The sequence below is a fragment of the Chryseobacterium sp. T20 genome (genome assembly GCF_047345655.1).
In the GTDB taxonomy this organism is placed as follows: Bacteria; Bacteroidota; Bacteroidia; order Flavobacteriales; family Weeksellaceae; genus Chryseobacterium.
On sequence record NZ_JBLFDU010000001.1, the window covers coordinates 498,491 to 515,630 of the forward strand.

Consider the following 17,140-nt stretch of genomic DNA (forward strand, 5'->3'; position numbering starts at 1 on the left):
TCGAATTTTCTGGAGTTTTACAGGGATAGCCGTGTTCTCAGCCTAAGAAAACATAGGCACTACAATCTCAACATCAGATATTTAAACTCAGAAATAAAATATTTCTACTTGGATCTTTTTTTTTCATATTTTTTATCCGTAATAATATTCGGTAGTAACATCTCCGCTGAAAGCTGGGTATGCATCCTGTTTCTCCATATGTAGCTCAAATAATCTTTCGCCGTTTTGACTTCCTCCCCGAATCTTTAAAGAATGCCATCCGTTTTCCAACGATAGCGTAATACTGTTTTCCTCATTAATGGTAGTAATATCTTTTAAATAGCCAATTCCTACAATTTTTACTTCATTATTAGCCGTCTGAAAAACCCAGCCTCTTGACTCTACCTCTACTTCACTATCATTCAGGATTTTTTCCTCATTTACAGAAACCCGGAATGCATAATAGTCTTCCTCTACCCCTATAATTGGAATAGCAATTCCTGATTTTGTTATTTCATCCCCATGTTCGTTTTCTACAAAATATTTTAAAATATTATTACCGGAAAGGTGATTTTCTTCCAGATATTTTGCTAAAAGTTGTGGACTAAACACCACAAAACCTTTAAGTTCTGAGAATATTTTTTTCATAATATATTTGAATTGGATTTGGATTAAATATTTAAATTCTATTGCTGTGCTTTTGGCTTACTGTCCATTTCACATCAATACAGCACTCAGGTTTTTCTTGAAATTTCAGATAAATAATTGTCTTGTTCTATGAGAAAATCATTAATTATGACAACAACTTCATCTATATTTTTTAAAAATATTTCCTGGTATTCTCTTGCCGGTTTATCCAAACTGTAAACAATTTGGGAATATTCATATTTTGATAATCCGATATAGATATAATAAGGTTTTTCGGAATTCCGATTGTAGGTAATGTCTATAAAAAGTTTTCCTCTTACTGCTGAAAAAATCAATTCTATATCATCATACAAACCTTCATCTCTTATCAGATTATTATAAACAATGGTCCAGCTTGAAATTTTTAAGGGGATAAGCTCTTTTTTTGATGGATTCAGATATTCTGATAATGCATTGTAGAATTTATCAATTTGGTGACCTGTCTCTATCGTTTTATAAATAGTTGCATCATCATGATGCCATTCCCCTAACCTTCTGGATAGCATGCAGAAATCAAAAGAATATCCTACAGTGCTATTTTCATAGGAAACTGAAATAGTTTTTCCTGTAATATGATTTACAGCACTAAACAATAAAGTATCATCAAAAGGGATATCCTCTATATTATAATTTTTGTCTATAAAAACGTTTGCATCAATACTCCATCCGCCTTCCACCTGAATTCCAGTATTTACGATTCCTTTATCTTTCATTGTTATGGATAATTTGCTTTTTTTATATAACTATTGGCATCTGCTTCTGATATCGGATGACTGTGTATAGTACCGGAAGCTATTTCCACTCTCATAAATCTTGTTTTTTCTCCCAAGTTATACCCTATATCGGTAGGATGTTCATAAATATAGTAAGTAACTCCTCCATTCGGCACCACATTTCCTTTTCTCATGGCGTCAAATGCAGCTTTTTTCTCAAAATTTTTAAAGTTATCTTTCACTACATCCGGAAAATATGAGCCTTCAGGTTTACCACCTACTCCTTTAATACTTCTGGCTTTAGCATCTTCCATAGAAGTTGCCTGAATATGTTTGGTAGCATGTATAGAGGGAGGTGTAGGTCTTTTTGCTTTTATAATTGATCCTCGTTCTGCTTTTCTTCGTGACCATCCTCCGTCAACCTCTATTAATCCCAGTGGATCAATTTCCGAATTACTATCATGAGTATAAGCATACAGGTTAGGATTATCTCCGAGCGGACCTATTGGATCCTGAGAAAGATAAGTCCCGCTTTTCCCATCATAATACCGGAATCTATTATAACAAAGTCCCGTCTCTTCATCTTCATACTGTCCTTGTTGTCGGAAAGGAATGAAGGATTCATCACCTTTTACATTTTCAATTCTTCCGAAAATATCATAGTCTGCACTCCAGACCAGATTTCCATCCTCATCATAAGCCTGCGCAGGTCTCCCTATATAATCTGAAATAATTGAGGTCTTTCTGTTTCCTTCAATCTTTGCAGACGGCACATGGCTCCCTGTTTCATAAACCCATGTTATTAAATTCTCTATGGGCTCTTGCCTATTTATAATATTTCCTTCATCATCAATTTCATTGGCAGGTCTTTCCTCAATATTATAATTCCATTCATGTAAAAGAACATTACCATCCCAAATATAACGAGTTATTTTCTGCCAGCCAATTTTAGAAATTCTTCTCCCCAATGCATCATACTCAAAGTTCACTTCCTTGCCATCCGGACGCTTTACTTTAGCCAGCATTCCATTAGCACTCCAGGAATAAGCCCAGTCACCGGATTCCCATTCAGTTTTTTGAATTTCTGCTGAGGAAGTATCGTTCACATTAGGAAGAATAACACCTTCAGGCATTTTCGGACGGCTAAGCCAATCTGAGGCAATGGCTTTGTAATAAGGATGAGCGCTGTTTGATTTTTCCTGATGTTCTGACCTGACATTATTGATCACCCTTTTACTCTTTAATAACAAATTTCCTTCTTCATCATAATGATAAAACCAGTTTTTGTCGCGCATCAGCTTTCCCCCTTTATCATAGATACGGTCGGTACGTTTTATACTTTCATATAAGCAGCCCGTTTCATCAGGGTTTTTATGCTGAACTTTTCCGTTGGAATATTCTGCTGCTGCAAGACTTCCGAATGCATCATAATCAAATCTTGTTCTACCACTTTTTACTTTGTCAAGTATAGTCAATAACCGATTTCCTTCTCCCCATATATAGTCTTTATGAAAAGTAGTATTTGCTTTATGAGTAATTACTTTCTGGCTTATAGGCATTCCGGTATGATCGAATTCAAAAGTACTTTCCACATTCCCGGTCATTTCACGGGAAAGGATTTGCTCATTTTTACGGGTTTCAACATTCATCTGCCATGGTAAAATTACCTCTGTAGTGCTGGCGGAAATATTTCTAAGCTGTCCCAGATCAGTATAGGAATAATCAATTTTCGCTCCTAAGCTGCTTTCCAGACCAATAAGATTAGCCTGCTGATCATATTTATATTGAACTAAATGTTCCCCTTGTTTTTCATGGATAATCTGACCCAACTGGTTTCTCTGAAAGCTAACACTGCTATCTTCGTTATCCGCTTTGATAAGCAGTCCTGAAGTATCATACTGATATGCCTCCCAGGTTCCGTCCGGATAATCCACCTGCGTTATTCTTCCTGCCAGATCATATTCATAAAAGATTGTATTTCCATGAGGGCTTCTTCTTTGGGTTATCAAGCCATCCTTATCACGGACAAAGACTGTTTTGCGTCCCTCAAAGCCGGTTTCACCAATAATTTTGTTATTATTATCTCTTTCAAAAATATAGACCTCTCCTTTTTCATTGGTCATACTTACTAAATTTTCGTAAGCATCATAGCCAAAGGCTAGTGTTTCTTCTTTTTTACTGGTGAGTGCATTCCGGCGGATCTGCCGCTTCAAGCTTCCCATTGGGGTATAGCTCATCAACCATTCTGCACGTCCATCTGTAGCATAAACCGGAAGGTCATAAGCATCGTAGCGAAGTTTCAATGGCAATTGCCCCTGTTCATTCACTTCAACCACCCTTCCCATTTTATCTCTGTTCCAAAGAGTTCTGCTTAAAGGTTTCGGACTAAAGACCAACAACCTTCCATAGTCATCAAATTTCCAAAATTGCTCAGTTCCGATAGTATTGGTAAGCTGAATAAGCTGCCCTCTTTCATTATATTCGTAAGATGCCGTAACATTTTCCCTTATGCATCTTTCCGGAAGCCTTTTCCCATCAGCATACTCATAATAAACATTTTCTTCTGCTGCATCTGTATGACTGATTAATCTTCCATGCGCATCATAATTCCATGTTTCAGAAGCTCCCGAAGGTGAAAAACGGGCAATAACCTGTCCAAACTCATTATACTGATAATGATATTCTTCTCCATCAGGACTGTGAAAAGTCTTGATATTTCCCATTTCATCATACGTATACCCCTGAACACGTCCTTCCGGACTTCCTATCATTTTCAGTTCATTGTATGCTGTAAAGTCATACCAGGTTTCCCCACCTTCTCCATCTACTTTTTTATACACAAGAAAATGATCATCATAATAATAACGTTCTGTTTTATTATCTCGTTTAGGGTATATTACTTCTGTGAAGCCTTCTTCATCATTATAATGAAAACGTCCTTCCATATATCCATCCAAGCCTTTAGTATATACTACCCTACCTTTTTTATCATATTTCCAGATATAGCTCATCCCATTTCGGTTGACTCTTCTTACAATTTGATTTTTCCCATTATAGTCAAAGACGATTGCTTTTTTGTGAATATCCCAGATATGGGTAAGATTCCCACACTCATCATAACTGTAACGGACCTGCAGATCTTTTTGGTTTTTATAGCAATAATAAACATCTGTTATCTTTTTATGCTCAGGGTGAATAGTGGTTTCTATACTCGTTTCGGTACTAACATCTTTTATCCTTTTTAGAACAATGCTGTGACCTTCATACTCATATTCACGAATGGTTCCGTCACCATATTCGATCCTGGTTACTTTGTATATCACTCCTTCTGTAGCATGATGAAAGCGTTTATAGGTGTAGATATCAGTGCCTTTGCGAACAACCCAGATACTGCTATCAGGTCTGTACTGCCAGATTTTCTGATCTCTGAAATAGGTCATTTCTTCTCCGATTTCAGGTACAGAAATGAGCATGGCTATATTTTCTTCAGGATGCATCCATCCGGCAAATTTGTTATTCTCTTCAGGAAGGATAAACAGATCATGATTATTAAAAACACCGTTTCCTAAAGGCCCAAAATCATAAGGTCTATCGCTGTGCCATTTATTTTTCCAGGTTAAAGGGGTGTTCCCCAGAATTTCGAAATCCTCCCATTCAAAAAACATAGCACCCGTTGCAAAATTAACAGGTTCCAGTCCCCAATGACATAATTTTTTAGAAAGAGCATTTGAAAATTTAAACTTATTGAAAGGAGCTTTTTTAAGGACACTGTTATTAAGCTTTTTTAAACCATTCGCTCCCAGTTTTCCTATTTTCTTGGTTAAACTTCTCATTAAAAACATTCCGGCAAGACGCATCAGCATTTCTCCCGGTGTATAAGTATGAGGAATAAAGGCTCCTCCCACCAATACAGGTCCACCCGTATTGATCTGGATATACATGCTTGAAAAGTTATTGTAGAAAGCAAAATAAGCTAACGGATTTTTCTTTGGTTTATCCGGCATTGCAGGCAGCATGGTCATTCCGAAAGGAAATCCCATACAGGTTAATACCTGTTGAGGCTGATTTCCACTCATTTTACTTCCCTGCGCCAAAACAGTCTGTGAACCGTAATACACTTCTCCTTCATGGGGAGCTTCCTGAGGGAAAGGAATGATATATACCGGAATAAGTGACGTGATATGTCTGAATGGAATAACCACTCCCATCACACTGGTTGTGGTAGTTGCTTTATGTCTTCCATGAACATATATTGAACCTCCCATCGGAATACTTTCCGGAAGAGAAGGCATCAGGTTTCTTGCAAATTGCGGAACCGGAATCTTGATAGTAATATAATCCATAATATCAAAAACAATCCCGATAAACGGATGCGGCAATGGCAAAGGAATAAACATGAAAGAAGGTGGCGGTGGAATGAGCGTCCAGTGAATATCAATGGCCAGCACGATATCAAAATGCTTACTGGTATGCTGAATGGCTGTGGAAGGCATTGCAGGATTATTGACCTTAATCAGTTTCACTTTGCTTTCCGGAGCTGCTCGCTCTGCAGTAACAGCACTGTCTCCACCTCCACCTCCGCTACTTTTTGCAGGCTGATCTGCATCTCCGCCCGCAATGGACTTCACCATAGAAACAGGATTCAGGGAATCAAAATTATTTTTCATTCCGTTCTTCCAACCCTGTGTGGTTTTATCCCAACTTACCGAAGAAACATCTGTGTTTACCTTCAGGGAGCGGTCCGGGTTCATGTCCGGCTTTTCTACTTTGATGGGTTTTACTGTTTTTTTATTCAGATCTGCCATGATTCTTTAAATTTGAGATTACCCTGCTTTTGGTTTTTCCACACTCACCTTCCAGTCATCACCAAAATAAGTCTTCATTTCATTGTCCAGTATTGTTTTTTTATCGGTATCACCTTCATATTTGAGAATAAGCATTGAGGCTACAGACCTCAGGCTGCTCTGTTCTCTTGCTGAAGGATCCATCAATTTTGCTATATCCAGACATTTTTCAAAATATCTGATCATTTTATCTTTTGTCAGAACCGTATCATTCAATGTAGCGATGATTCTGTAACATTCAATAGCCATAGCATATTCTCCTGTTTTCTGAGCGGTTTCTGCAGCTTTTTCAAATATTTTTTCTGCTTTGGATTTTTTGGAGTTTCCTAACAGATAACTACCATAATTCATATACATCTGAACTGCCAAAGGGCTATCCGGTTCTACTTCTTCTAATATTGTGCGGTAAGTATCTTCTGCCCTATCTTTCTTTCTATCTGCTGTATAAGCCTGGGTAAGCATAAAGTAGGCAGAAATTTCACCCTGTTTATTCTTTTGTTCTTTGGCCAGCTTCACTGCTGTTTTCAATGCATGTTCTGCTTCTTTGAATCTTTCTTTGCTTAAATGATTACTGGCTATAAGAATCTGCTGTTGAAAATCCGTATCCGGGCTGTTCTTCTTGCGATTGGTATGAGCTGCCGTATTCTGCATTAACTGATGAATGTCTACCTCTATTCTGAACCTGTGAGCTGAAGAGATTTCCGGCAAAGTTCTGTAGGTGTGATGTTCTGCCCAGACCAGCTTAATATCTTTATTTTCTGACACTTCACAGATCCTGCACCATTCTTTCACCCACAAAGAAAGTTCTTCGGTATCACTGATCCTTAGCGGAGCAATGTAGATGTAAATTTTAGAATCCTGAATATTAGGGAAGTTTTTCTTTAATTCCATCAAAGGATAAAATGCCTTATACGCATCTGTTTTAAAGTTTTCTTCCGGTTTTTTCAGATCCCATGGAGGAATATTCTCTTCGCTTTTTTTCAACATCTCATAGAACTCAGTCCATTCATCCAATAAGGTTTGTCCGAAAGAGTTCATTCCATTAAATTCCTGATAGTGGAGTAAAAAAACATCGTCACTTTCTTCATCTTCAGAAAGTTTCGATTTGATAAATCCGTCAAAAAGATCCGTTTCATGTTTTTCTCCTATACAGATCAGCATAGGTTTTTCTTCATTTTTTGAAACGACTTTCTGCCATTGTCTTTTTAACTTCACCAACTCCAAATCTACTGGATTCATCTGCTTTAATTCAGTTTTACAGTTCCACTTACAATATTTGTTTCACTTCCGCCTCCAACATTGATTTTTCCTCCACTGCTAAGATTGGCTTCAGTATCCCCCCTCATAGAAAGTATATTGGTTCCGATATCCAGCGTATCAGATTTAATTCCGACGCCCGAAGTAGGTTCACCGTCTTCAGGTCCTACTCCAACTCCGATACTCGTTGTTCCGCCAACACCAATATTAACTCCCTGTACAAATATTTCTTTTCCTTTAATCTGAATATTGCCATCTTTATCCATATAGATCGAACTGCTTCCGCAATTCAGCGTAATGGAAATTTTGCTGTCTATCGTTATATTTCCGGCTCCATCCAGAAAAACAGAATTTTGATCTTTATCTTTTACGGTAATTCCACCAGCATCATCCAGGCTCATGGTGTGCCCGCTTTTACTGCTTAAGCTTTTAATATTATTTCCGGCTCCACCGCCTCCGCCAACGCCTCCATGGAACATTCCTCCCATCACAAACGGACGGTCAGGATGTTGATGGGCAAAATTGACCACTACCTGATCTCCTTCTTCCGGAATCGCCATGAAACCACGATTTTTACTCACTTTTTCGCTTCCTCCGCCATCTGGGGTCATTACCCTGATATATTCTGTTGTGGTAGAACCATTTTGCCAGTCGAACTGTACTTTAACTCTACCCTGATTCAAAGGATCTACATTGGAAATTACTTTGGCAAATTGCGCATCTGCTTTTGGGGTATGAAACTCCGGACGGGGAATAAATCCGGTATCAGAAGCTATTGCTTCAAAAGTTCCTGTATAATATCCTCTGGCATCTACCTCATGATACATATCTGTAATCATCAGTTTGGTAAAATAGGTCGTTTCACTGCTTTCCGCTTTTCTCATTTCTATATCCGCGATACAGCCAGGATAAAGAAATGGCACTGTGGTAATTCCTGAAATAACAAATACTTCAGCAGCCTTACTGCCGGCAGTTCCTTTCTGGGAATTTTCCACATCCATGAAAGACACCGCTTTTATGGGAGCTACTCTTAACGATGGAGTGGTAAAAGTTTTTTCTGAAATTTCATACGCTCTTTTGGCAATATCTGAAGTATGATTAATTTTTGAATTTCCTGCTGTCAATTTTTCATTTTTACTACTGTTATAGCCATAAAATGAAGGATTCACGTGCTGAGCTTTCATTTTTATCTTGACATCACTCACACTGCTTCCATAAGTAAGCTTCACAGGTTTTTCCTGAGGCGGAAGCTTTCCGAAATGCAATACTTCACCATCGTAATAGAACTGTTCACCATAGGCTTCTGCAATTCTGGCCAGATAGTTATAATGAGTCTCTTCATATTGTGAGCTGTAAGAAACATTTCCATGGGCTGCATCTACTCTGAAATCAAAACTGTTTTGTCCTAGCCCTTCCTTGATCACCTGATCTGCAATACTGTTAAGACTGATTTCCTGTGCTCCTCCAAAACTTTGAATATGAGGAGCTGCGTCCAAAAGAACCGTAGGGCTTGATCCTGTAAGAACAATATTTCCCAGGCTTCCTTTTTCCTGGCTGAAACCTACTTCTGTGATTACCCCTACAAAGTTTCTTTCAGGGCCATCTTCCACGTCTTTATATCTGAAAATTACGGTAATTCTTTTTCCGAGAAAGTTTTGAGCTTCTTCCAGATTGTGATTTTCTGAACTTCCTAACGTATCGTGAGCCAGCATCAGATCGAATTCATGATGCTTTACAGCACTTTGTTTTAATTGAAAATGCTTGAAATGTTTTATCACTTTTCCGTCAATTACGATTTCAAGTTTTACCACACGATTGATCCCAGCAACCTGGTTTCCCGGTATTGTACTGGCATTATAAATTCCTGAAGTTGGCTGTTTGGACCATACTTTATCTTCTACCAGTGTGGGAGGGTTCGGTTGTTTAATCTGATTCATAAACATTTGAGAACCGTTTTGAACCAGGCCTGTATACGCCTGAGCCTGAGCCATTTTTTCTGTAGCTTTCTTAACGGTTCCGCTCGATTTTTCCTGTACTTCCTGAGCTGCTTTGTTGACAGCCTGATCTGTCAATGTTTCTTTAATATTCTTTACAGCTGAAATTTTATCTTTGGAAACAGGCATTTTGGGTGAATGATCGTCCTGAAACATAATTGTAATATTTTGATTGATTGGGTGTCAGTTTTTTTAAGTCTGAAATTGATCTGGACAACAAAGTTCAGATACATTTTTCATTATCCGCACTCCATTGGTAATGGTGAAATCCGGATATTGGGATCAGAACAGGGTGTTAAAAAGGAAAAATATAAGAGTAAGCTTACTTTATAACCCTGTTGAATTTCAAGATTTCTCTTGATGTTATTCTTGTAATATGTGGGTTTTAATCATTATTAATTTTTTGTAATTGGATTGGTGGTATTACAAAGATAAAACGGTAATCGCTATTCAGAAAATTTTCATCAGGTAATCTGAAATTTTGTCGTAGTTCTACGACTTTTTATAAATAATTCTAAAGTAAATGATTAAAAAAAAAGAAATAAACACCTCTATATCAAACAAATATTTAACAATTTTTAATAAATGAAAACAATTAATTTATCACTTAAATTAGAAATAAACTAAAATATAAGATCTTTTAACAACAAAAACCAGCTGTACACTGGCAGCTGGTTTGTATTTTTAATAGTCTGAGACCTCTTATAATTTTACACTGATCTCCTGCACTTCCTCTGCAGAAAGTCCATAAATCTGAGGTGTTTTTACATCCAGAAGGTTCAGGTAGATGTATAATTCTGCCCTGTGGTGGATTTCATGTTCTATCATGGCACGAAGCCATTTCCATACGGAAATTTCACTATTGGCAGGTGTGAGACATTTTCTGGTAAGATCTTCGTCTGATAGTCCTTCAATAATTTGAAGAGTCTGTCTGTGCATTTCATTGAAAAACTTCACTGTATTTTCATAACCGTCGGCAAGATCTTTACCACATCCAGGATAAGCACTTCTCCTTCCTGTAATGGTTTCTCCATACATATACCGTTCAATGGCAGCAATGTGCCTTATCTGATCGCCAATGGTAAATTTCCCGGGTTTATAAGAAAAATCAATATGTTCAGGAGGAACAACTTCAATAATACGGTTGGTTCTTTCTCTTATTTTCCCATAATACTCAAGGAATGAGTGTACAGTTTTTATTTCCATATCTTTTGCTTTTTTCCGTAAAGTGAATATAAGAAATCTAATGATATTGGGTTTAGGGTTTTATTGTAAATCAGTCATAAGATTAAAAAAATCCCCAATAAGTGAGCCCAAAATTTGGAAGCTCAATAAATAACCAATATTTTAGTTAAAAAATAACCATGATGAAAAGAGGAATTTGCTTGTGTATTATTCTATTAAGTTTTAAAAATCTTACTGCCCAGTCTGCCAAAATTGATACTGAAAAACTTCTTGAATATTATGAAACACAACGTTATGCTGATGCAGCTACTTATCTTCAGAGCATATATCCCGGAGATACACAGGATATAAAAGCCCTTTCACAAATCGCTTACTGTAATATGATGGCAGGAAAACTTCCGGATGCAGAGAAAAGTTATTTGAAAATCAATACCATTCAACCCAACAACCTGCCTACTCTATTCAGCTTAGCAAGTATTAATTCCAGACGTGGAAATGTTTCTAATGCCAAAACCTATCTTCAACAGATCATTCAGCTTGACAGTCTTAATTTCAGTGCTTATAAACAACTTGCTGCTTATGCGGAAACACCTGAATCCAGACTTAATTATCTTAAAAAAGCCAATTCCCTGAATGCCACCGATCCTGATGTGGCATATGACCTTTCCACAACTTACAGCGGTCTCAAACAATATCAACCCGCTTATGATGTATTGAAAACAGCAATCGTTGCTGACACTGAAAACTTTACTTTACAACAGGCACTCCTGCCGGTTGCCAACCAGCTCACCAAATATCCGGAAGTGATTGAAATTGGTGAAAAGCTTCTGAAAAATCATGCTGATGTCAATGTAATGAACGATATGGGACAGGCTTATTTTTACGTAAAGGATTATCAGAAATGCATTATGCTTTACAAAACAATGGAAGATATGGGAGTACAAAATGAAGGCACATTATATTTTCTGGCATTGAGCTATCGTGAACTGAAAGATTATAAGAATGCGGCCATCTATGCCCAAAAGACTATTGATGAAGCTATTTCAGACCACACCAACCTTTACTATGCTGCGCTGGCGGGTATTTATGAAGCCCAAAACCAATATAACGAGGCGGTGACGGCTTACAAAAGAGGATTGACTTTTGGGACCAGCAATATTATTTATTACCGTTTGGGACTTCTTTATGATCTCAACCTGAAACAGCCTAAGAATGCAGCAACATACTATCAGATGTATCTTAAAAACAATCCTGATCAGAACAAAGAAAAAGAACAGATTGCCTATGCAAAAGGAAGAATTCCTGTATTAAAATAAATTCAAAAAGAGATAAAAGCATTTTGTGATTATAGTCACAAGTGGAATGTTCAATGAACCTTAATTTTGTATTCAACAATAAAACAATCTTTATGAGCAATACCATTCAAAACATTGCAGAACAGTTTATCCACTATTTAAATGAAGAAAATTTTGACAAGGCGGAAAGCTGTCTCGATCCTGACTTTAAATTTATTGGAGTATTGGGTAAGAGAGAAGGAGCTTCTGTTTATATGAAAGATATGAAACAGATGAAGTTTAAGTATGAAATTCTCAGGGCTTTTACTTCCGGTGAAGATGTATGTTTTTGGTATAATATTGACATGGGAGAAAAAACTATAGAATCTTCAGGATGGTATCACATCCAGAATGGAAAAATCCAAACCTTAAAAGTTCTGTTTGATCCGAGACCTTTATTGGATCAATAAATATACATTTAAAACGCTGTCCCTGTTCATCTATCTTAATCGTCATAAAAAAAAGAATATGATTATGAAAGAATTTGCATTGATCTTCAGACTGAAAGACATTTCTGATTTTAAACCTTCTCCTGAACAGATCCGGGAGCGCATGATCTGGCTTGGAAACATCGCTGCCCAAAACAAACTGGTAGATGAAGGAAATACTTTATTACCCGCTCCGGGAGCTGCCAAAACCGTAAAACCTGATAATATGGTAACGGATGGCCCTTATACCGAGATCAAAGAATTCATCAGTGGATATATTATTGTATGGGCAGAATCTATTGATGAAGCCGTTGAAATAGCGAAAGGAAACCCAATTTTTAAAATTGGAGGAAATATTGAAGTTCGTGAAATTTTGAAAACGAGTAAGTAAGATGGAGGTTAGAAGATGGAAGCTGGAAGGAATTGCAGTTTAAGTTGAAAATTTCTTCATGCATTCAGCATTGCTTTAAATCCAGCCTGCTTTTTTTCTCCAAACTGTATATTCAACGTCTTTGCTATCAATTTCCGGAATGACTTCAGGTTCCGGAATTTTGTTAATATCTGATTCAGGCAGGACCCGCAGATTTACCTTTTCACGCTCTGCATTTAAGTTTTCTTTGTTTTCTACAGGATAAATTGTTCCTTCAGAGGTCAACTGTGTCCCATACTTTTGGGGTTTACTCTGAAAAACCTGAATCCGGTCGTATAAATAAGCTTTATGCAAAGGATTAATATCATTACCATGTTCTTCCATCATAGCATAACATGTTTTCATAAATTCAGGTTCACCGATGGCATGCTGGATAATCAGCCAGGTTGCATCATTAGCTTTCTCGCCGACTTTTGAGATGGTAGGATACCCTATTTCTGTTATAATTTCCCGCAGTCGTTTCGCATTGGCTCTATGAATATTTTCCATTTCAGGATGATAGCCTCCGGATAATTCTCCGGCCAGCAATAGTTTTTCTCTGACGGAGAGATCCTGGTCAGCCATTTCGATCAGTTCTTTTTCAAAAGGAAGATTGTTCATATAATAGTTGATAAATGATGATTGATGAATGAGCGTCTTTCTCTATGTGATTTGATCAAGAATAAAGTGCGCTCTGTTTTCTACTGAAACTTTAGGAACTTCGATAACAGTATAACCATATTCCTGATAAATGTCTTTCATACACTCAAAGGTTTCTACTGCTTTTTCAAAGGTTTGTTTTCTTTCAGGATCGTTTTCATAAATCTCTTTCCATGGGGGAAGAATGAAAACATTATGATGATAAACCATTTCTCTTGCTTTTGCTACCATAGATACCGGAATTGAAATGTGTTCAAGTTTCATATAGCCCAACGTATCCAATATCCCACGGTCAAAGAAAACAGGTTTCTTATGGGGCATCTTGCTTATTTCCAGGTAGGTTTTTACAGATTCTTTAAACATCAGTTCTGCAAAAAGCTCTTTATCAAGCCACGGAAGCCCTTCACCACCGGAATCCATCTGTTCTTTAATGATTTTCCTTCCTTCTTCAGGCACAGTTATCAATTCATGCCGGTTTAATTCATCCAGCAACGTTGTTTTTCCTGCTCCGGGACCTCCTGTAATGATATATAATGTTGATATATTCTGTTTCATGGATTTGAATTATAGTATAAAAAACTCCATGCATAACAGAAATTTCATACTGTGGAGTTTATCTATTATTTTTAATGATACTTTTATAAGTGTTTATGCGATCTTCTTCCCGGTACATATTACACAAAATCAGAAGATCATCTGTACTGTACTTTTGAGAAATCTCATCTAATCTCTGACCAACAGATTGTGGTGTTTCTATAATAATTCTGTTTAAAGTAGTAAAGAATTCTTCTTCATCCTTTGTTCCCAAAATTTTCTGTTCCACCACTTCCGGAGAAAGAACCGCATTGGGACTTGCCAATTGTCTGGATTGTAAAAACTGATAGGCCATTCCATAAGCATTCCGTCTGGCATCTTCAATTTTGTCCGCTACTGATACAGCCACAGCAACCTGTAATGAAGGCTGAGGAAAATATTGCGTGCTATCAAATTCTTTGAGATAGGTATTGGTATTTTCCCTTCCATATTCACTATTCATAAAAGCAGCGAATGAATATCCTATCCCGTGTTTGGCTGCTTCTCTGGCAGAAGTCATTCCTGAACCCAGCCACATAATTTCCGGAATATGCTGTACATGGGTCGGCTGTGCAATAAGCCCATCATATATCCCTTCTTCATCTTTTATGAATTGAATGATCTCTTCCAATTTGGTTTCCATATTGGATAAAATGACTGGTTTATGATTGTTCAGTGCCATTACAGCATCCTTTAATCCTCCCGGTGCTTTTCCAAGTCCGAGAATAAAACGCTCAGGATACAAGGTTGACAACATTTTGGTCCATTCTGCAATTTTATAGGCAGAATAATTTCTCATCATGATTCCTGCTGTTCCTACTTTGATCAGGTTTGTTTTACTGAGAACAATAGCAGCTAAAAGTTCAGGGCTGGAGCTTGCATACGCTTCTACTCCATGATGTTCAGAATACATAATACTATGAAAACCTATCTCTTCCGCCAATACAGCAAGATGAAGACTATTTTTCAATGCAGATGCTGCATGATCTCCCATTATTGCAGGTGACTGATCTAATATCCCCAATTTCAGCTTCATACTATTGAATCAATTTTATGGTGAAGTTATGAAAAAACCTTCCGCTTATCGGAAGGTTTCTTTATAAAAAGTGATTATGCACATAAAAGGGTTCCACAGCCACCACCGCCGCCGTTTCCATTAAGATAATAACAGATCGGGGTTGGACAACCACATGCCATACATTCACTGGCTGCAGGTGGACGACCTCCTGTGATTGATTTTAAATTTTGTCTTGCGATTTTCTTTAGATTTTTCATAATAAATAAGTTATTAGTTTGAAATGACAAAGTAGTAAAAAAATGGCAAATCAACTTTAAAACAAGCTGTTAAATAGTATTAAATTTTATAATAAATAATTCATCCCCATTAAATAGTCTGAAAAGTATTAAAACAATAAACCCTCGCAGTTCAGCAAGGGTCTATTTTATTTTATAAATGCAGACTTTCTCTATTATTCCTGCATAATTTTTTTAACCTCATTAAATTCACTTTCAATAACAGCATCTGGTTTATATGTTGATAATGAAACAATCACGTTAGTCAACAGAGAAAGCATAAACCCAGGAATGATTTCGTACCAGTCCTTCAGGGGATGTTGTAGATAAACCCAAGCCAATACTGTGATTCCTCCTACCATCATCCCGGCAAAACCTCCCTGCCATGTTGCCTTTTTCCATAAAAGAGACAGCAGGATCAGCGGTCCGAATGCAGAACCAAAGCCAGCCCATGCATTTCCTACCAGATTAAGAATACTATCCTTAGGATCAAGGGATAAAAGTACCGCAATGACAGCTACGAGTAAAACAGAAAGTCTGCTCGCCATTAATAATTGCTTAGACGTTGCTTTTTTATTCAGAAAGGCTTTGTAAATATCTTCTGTTAATGAACTTGAAGTCACCAATAACTGAGAAGAAATCGTACTCATTACTGCTGCCAGAATGGCTGTAAGTAAAAATCCTGCAATAAACGGATGGAATAATATACGGGAGAAATAAATGAAAATAGTTTCTGCCTCCGTCTTTGATCCGTCAAACTTCATCATGGTATTCATATCAAACTTTTGCAGATAAGCGATTCCTACCAATCCTATGGCCAGGGCTCCGGCAACAGTAAAGATCATCCATGTAATCCCGATGCGTCTTGCTTTGATCAAATCTTTCGGTTTATCAATGGCCATAAAACGTACCAGAATATGAGGCTGACCGCAATACCCTAATCCCCACGCCAATAAAGACACAATACTTACGGTAGTTGTTCCTCTGAACAGATCCAGATATTTTGGATTTTTTGCTTCAATCAGAGAAAACGTCTCTCCCACACTTCCGATTTGGGTAATCGCTACAATCGGAACAATCACCAATGCCAATACCATAATAGTTCCTTGCACAAAATCAGTAAGACTTACTGCCAGAAAACCACCTAAAAAAGTATACAGCACTACCACCAGACTTGTCAGGAGCAAGCCTACAGTATAATCCATCCCGAAAGCTGATTCAAATAATTTACCTCCGGATACCATTCCTGCAGATGTGTACAGGGTAAAAAATACCAGAATGAAAATAGAGGATGTGATTTTCAGAAGCTGATTTTTATTTTTAAACCTGTTTTCAAAAAATACAGGCAGCGTAATGGCATTCTGTGCCACTTCTGTATAAATTCTGAGCCTTGGAGCTACAATAATATAATTAAGATAGGCTCCAATGGTTAAACCTATCGCAATCCAGGAACTTGAAATTCCGGACAGATACATTGCTCCCGGAACGCCCATCAAAAGCCATCCGCTCATATCGGCTGCTCCTGCAGACAATGCTGTTACGGCAGCTCCCATTTTTCGGCCGCCAATTAAAAATTCTTCTGAATTACTTGTTGATTTTCTATAAGAATATATGCCTATACCTATCATTAATAACAGATACAACCCCACAGAAATCCCTTCATATACTTGCATATCATTATTTTTACGAAGCCGAATATAACCTTTTTTTGAAAAAGGCAGAATTTCCTCCCATTCATAGAATCTTATGAAAAGGCTAAAAAAATCAGAAAATCAATGAAATTT

14 protein-coding genes are annotated in these 17,140 nt (G+C 37.3%); 3 read left to right on the forward strand and 11 right to left on the reverse strand.

Going from position 1 to position 17,140, the window contains the following annotated elements:
• Positions 1-132 precede the first annotated feature (132 nt).
• The 6 genes from ACMA47_RS02255 to ACMA47_RS02280 form a co-directional block, all read right to left on the reverse strand.
• Positions 133-627, reverse strand: coding sequence for a hypothetical protein (locus ACMA47_RS02255; protein ID WP_413928491.1), 495 nt, complete (start codon positions 625-627; stop codon positions 133-135).
• Positions 628-713: 86 nt separating this feature from the next.
• The gene (locus ACMA47_RS02260; protein ID WP_413928492.1) at positions 714-1,379 is read right to left on the reverse strand and encodes a hypothetical protein; all 666 of its coding nucleotides are present in this window, start codon (positions 1,377-1,379) and stop codon (positions 714-716) included.
• A gap of 2 nt (positions 1,380-1,381) precedes the next feature.
• On the reverse strand, positions 1,382-6,184 hold the full coding sequence (locus ACMA47_RS02265; protein WP_413928493.1) for an RHS repeat-associated core domain-containing protein: 4,803 nt from the start codon (positions 6,182-6,184) through the stop codon (positions 1,382-1,384).
• Between the two features lie 18 nt (positions 6,185-6,202).
• Positions 6,203-7,462: a tetratricopeptide repeat protein gene (locus tag ACMA47_RS02270; protein ID WP_413928494.1), complete on the reverse strand. Its 1,260-nt coding sequence runs from the start codon at positions 7,460-7,462 to the stop codon at positions 6,203-6,205.
• Positions 7,463-7,467: 5 nt separating this feature from the next.
• Entirely contained in the window at positions 7,468-9,630 is a 2,163-nt protein-coding gene (locus ACMA47_RS02275) for a type VI secretion system Vgr family protein (protein ID WP_413928495.1), read from the reverse strand.
• 546 nt (positions 9,631-10,176) lie between these two features.
• Positions 10,177-10,680 (reverse strand): DinB family protein, encoded by a 504-nt coding sequence (locus tag ACMA47_RS02280; RefSeq protein ID WP_413928496.1) that lies wholly within the window; start codon positions 10,678-10,680, stop codon positions 10,177-10,179.
• A 158-nt stretch (positions 10,681-10,838) separates the two neighbouring features.
• Between ACMA47_RS02280 and ACMA47_RS02285 the strand changes: the two genes are divergently transcribed.
• The 3 genes from ACMA47_RS02285 (at position 10,839) to ACMA47_RS02295 (ending at position 12,812) form a co-directional block, all read left to right on the forward strand.
• Positions 10,839-11,975: a tetratricopeptide repeat protein gene (locus tag ACMA47_RS02285; RefSeq protein WP_413928497.1), complete on the forward strand. Its 1,137-nt coding sequence runs from the start codon at positions 10,839-10,841 to the stop codon at positions 11,973-11,975.
• Positions 11,976-12,067: 92 nt separating this feature from the next.
• A complete protein-coding gene (locus ACMA47_RS02290; protein ID WP_413928498.1) occupies positions 12,068-12,403 on the forward strand; it encodes a nuclear transport factor 2 family protein in 336 nt (111 codons plus the stop codon).
• A gap of 64 nt (positions 12,404-12,467) precedes the next feature.
• Positions 12,468-12,812: a YciI family protein gene (locus tag ACMA47_RS02295; RefSeq protein ID WP_413928499.1), complete on the forward strand. Its 345-nt coding sequence runs from the start codon at positions 12,468-12,470 to the stop codon at positions 12,810-12,812.
• 75 nt (positions 12,813-12,887) lie between these two features.
• Here ACMA47_RS02295 and ACMA47_RS02300 read toward each other — a convergent pair whose 3' ends face one another.
• The 5 genes from ACMA47_RS02300 to putP all read right to left on the reverse strand — a co-directional run bounded on the left by ACMA47_RS02300 (position 12,888) and on the right by putP (position 17,029).
• Positions 12,888-13,451: a DUF6624 domain-containing protein gene (locus ACMA47_RS02300; protein WP_413928500.1), complete on the reverse strand. Its 564-nt coding sequence runs from the start codon at positions 13,449-13,451 to the stop codon at positions 12,888-12,890.
• Positions 13,452-13,493: 42 nt separating this feature from the next.
• Entirely contained in the window at positions 13,494-14,045 is a 552-nt protein-coding gene (locus ACMA47_RS02305; RefSeq protein ID WP_413928501.1) for an AAA family ATPase, read from the reverse strand.
• Between the two features lie 58 nt (positions 14,046-14,103).
• Positions 14,104-15,099, reverse strand: a complete 996-nt coding sequence (locus tag ACMA47_RS02310) for an MsnO8 family LLM class oxidoreductase (protein ID WP_413928502.1) — start codon at positions 15,097-15,099, stop codon at positions 14,104-14,106.
• Between the two features lie 74 nt (positions 15,100-15,173).
• A complete protein-coding gene (locus ACMA47_RS02315; protein WP_156106547.1) occupies positions 15,174-15,338 on the reverse strand; it encodes a bacteriocin-like protein in 165 nt (54 codons plus the stop codon).
• 194 nt (positions 15,339-15,532) lie between these two features.
• On the reverse strand, positions 15,533-17,029 hold the full coding sequence (gene putP, locus ACMA47_RS02320; protein WP_413928503.1) for a sodium/proline symporter PutP: 1,497 nt from the start codon (positions 17,027-17,029) through the stop codon (positions 15,533-15,535).
• Positions 17,030-17,140 lie beyond the last annotated feature (111 nt).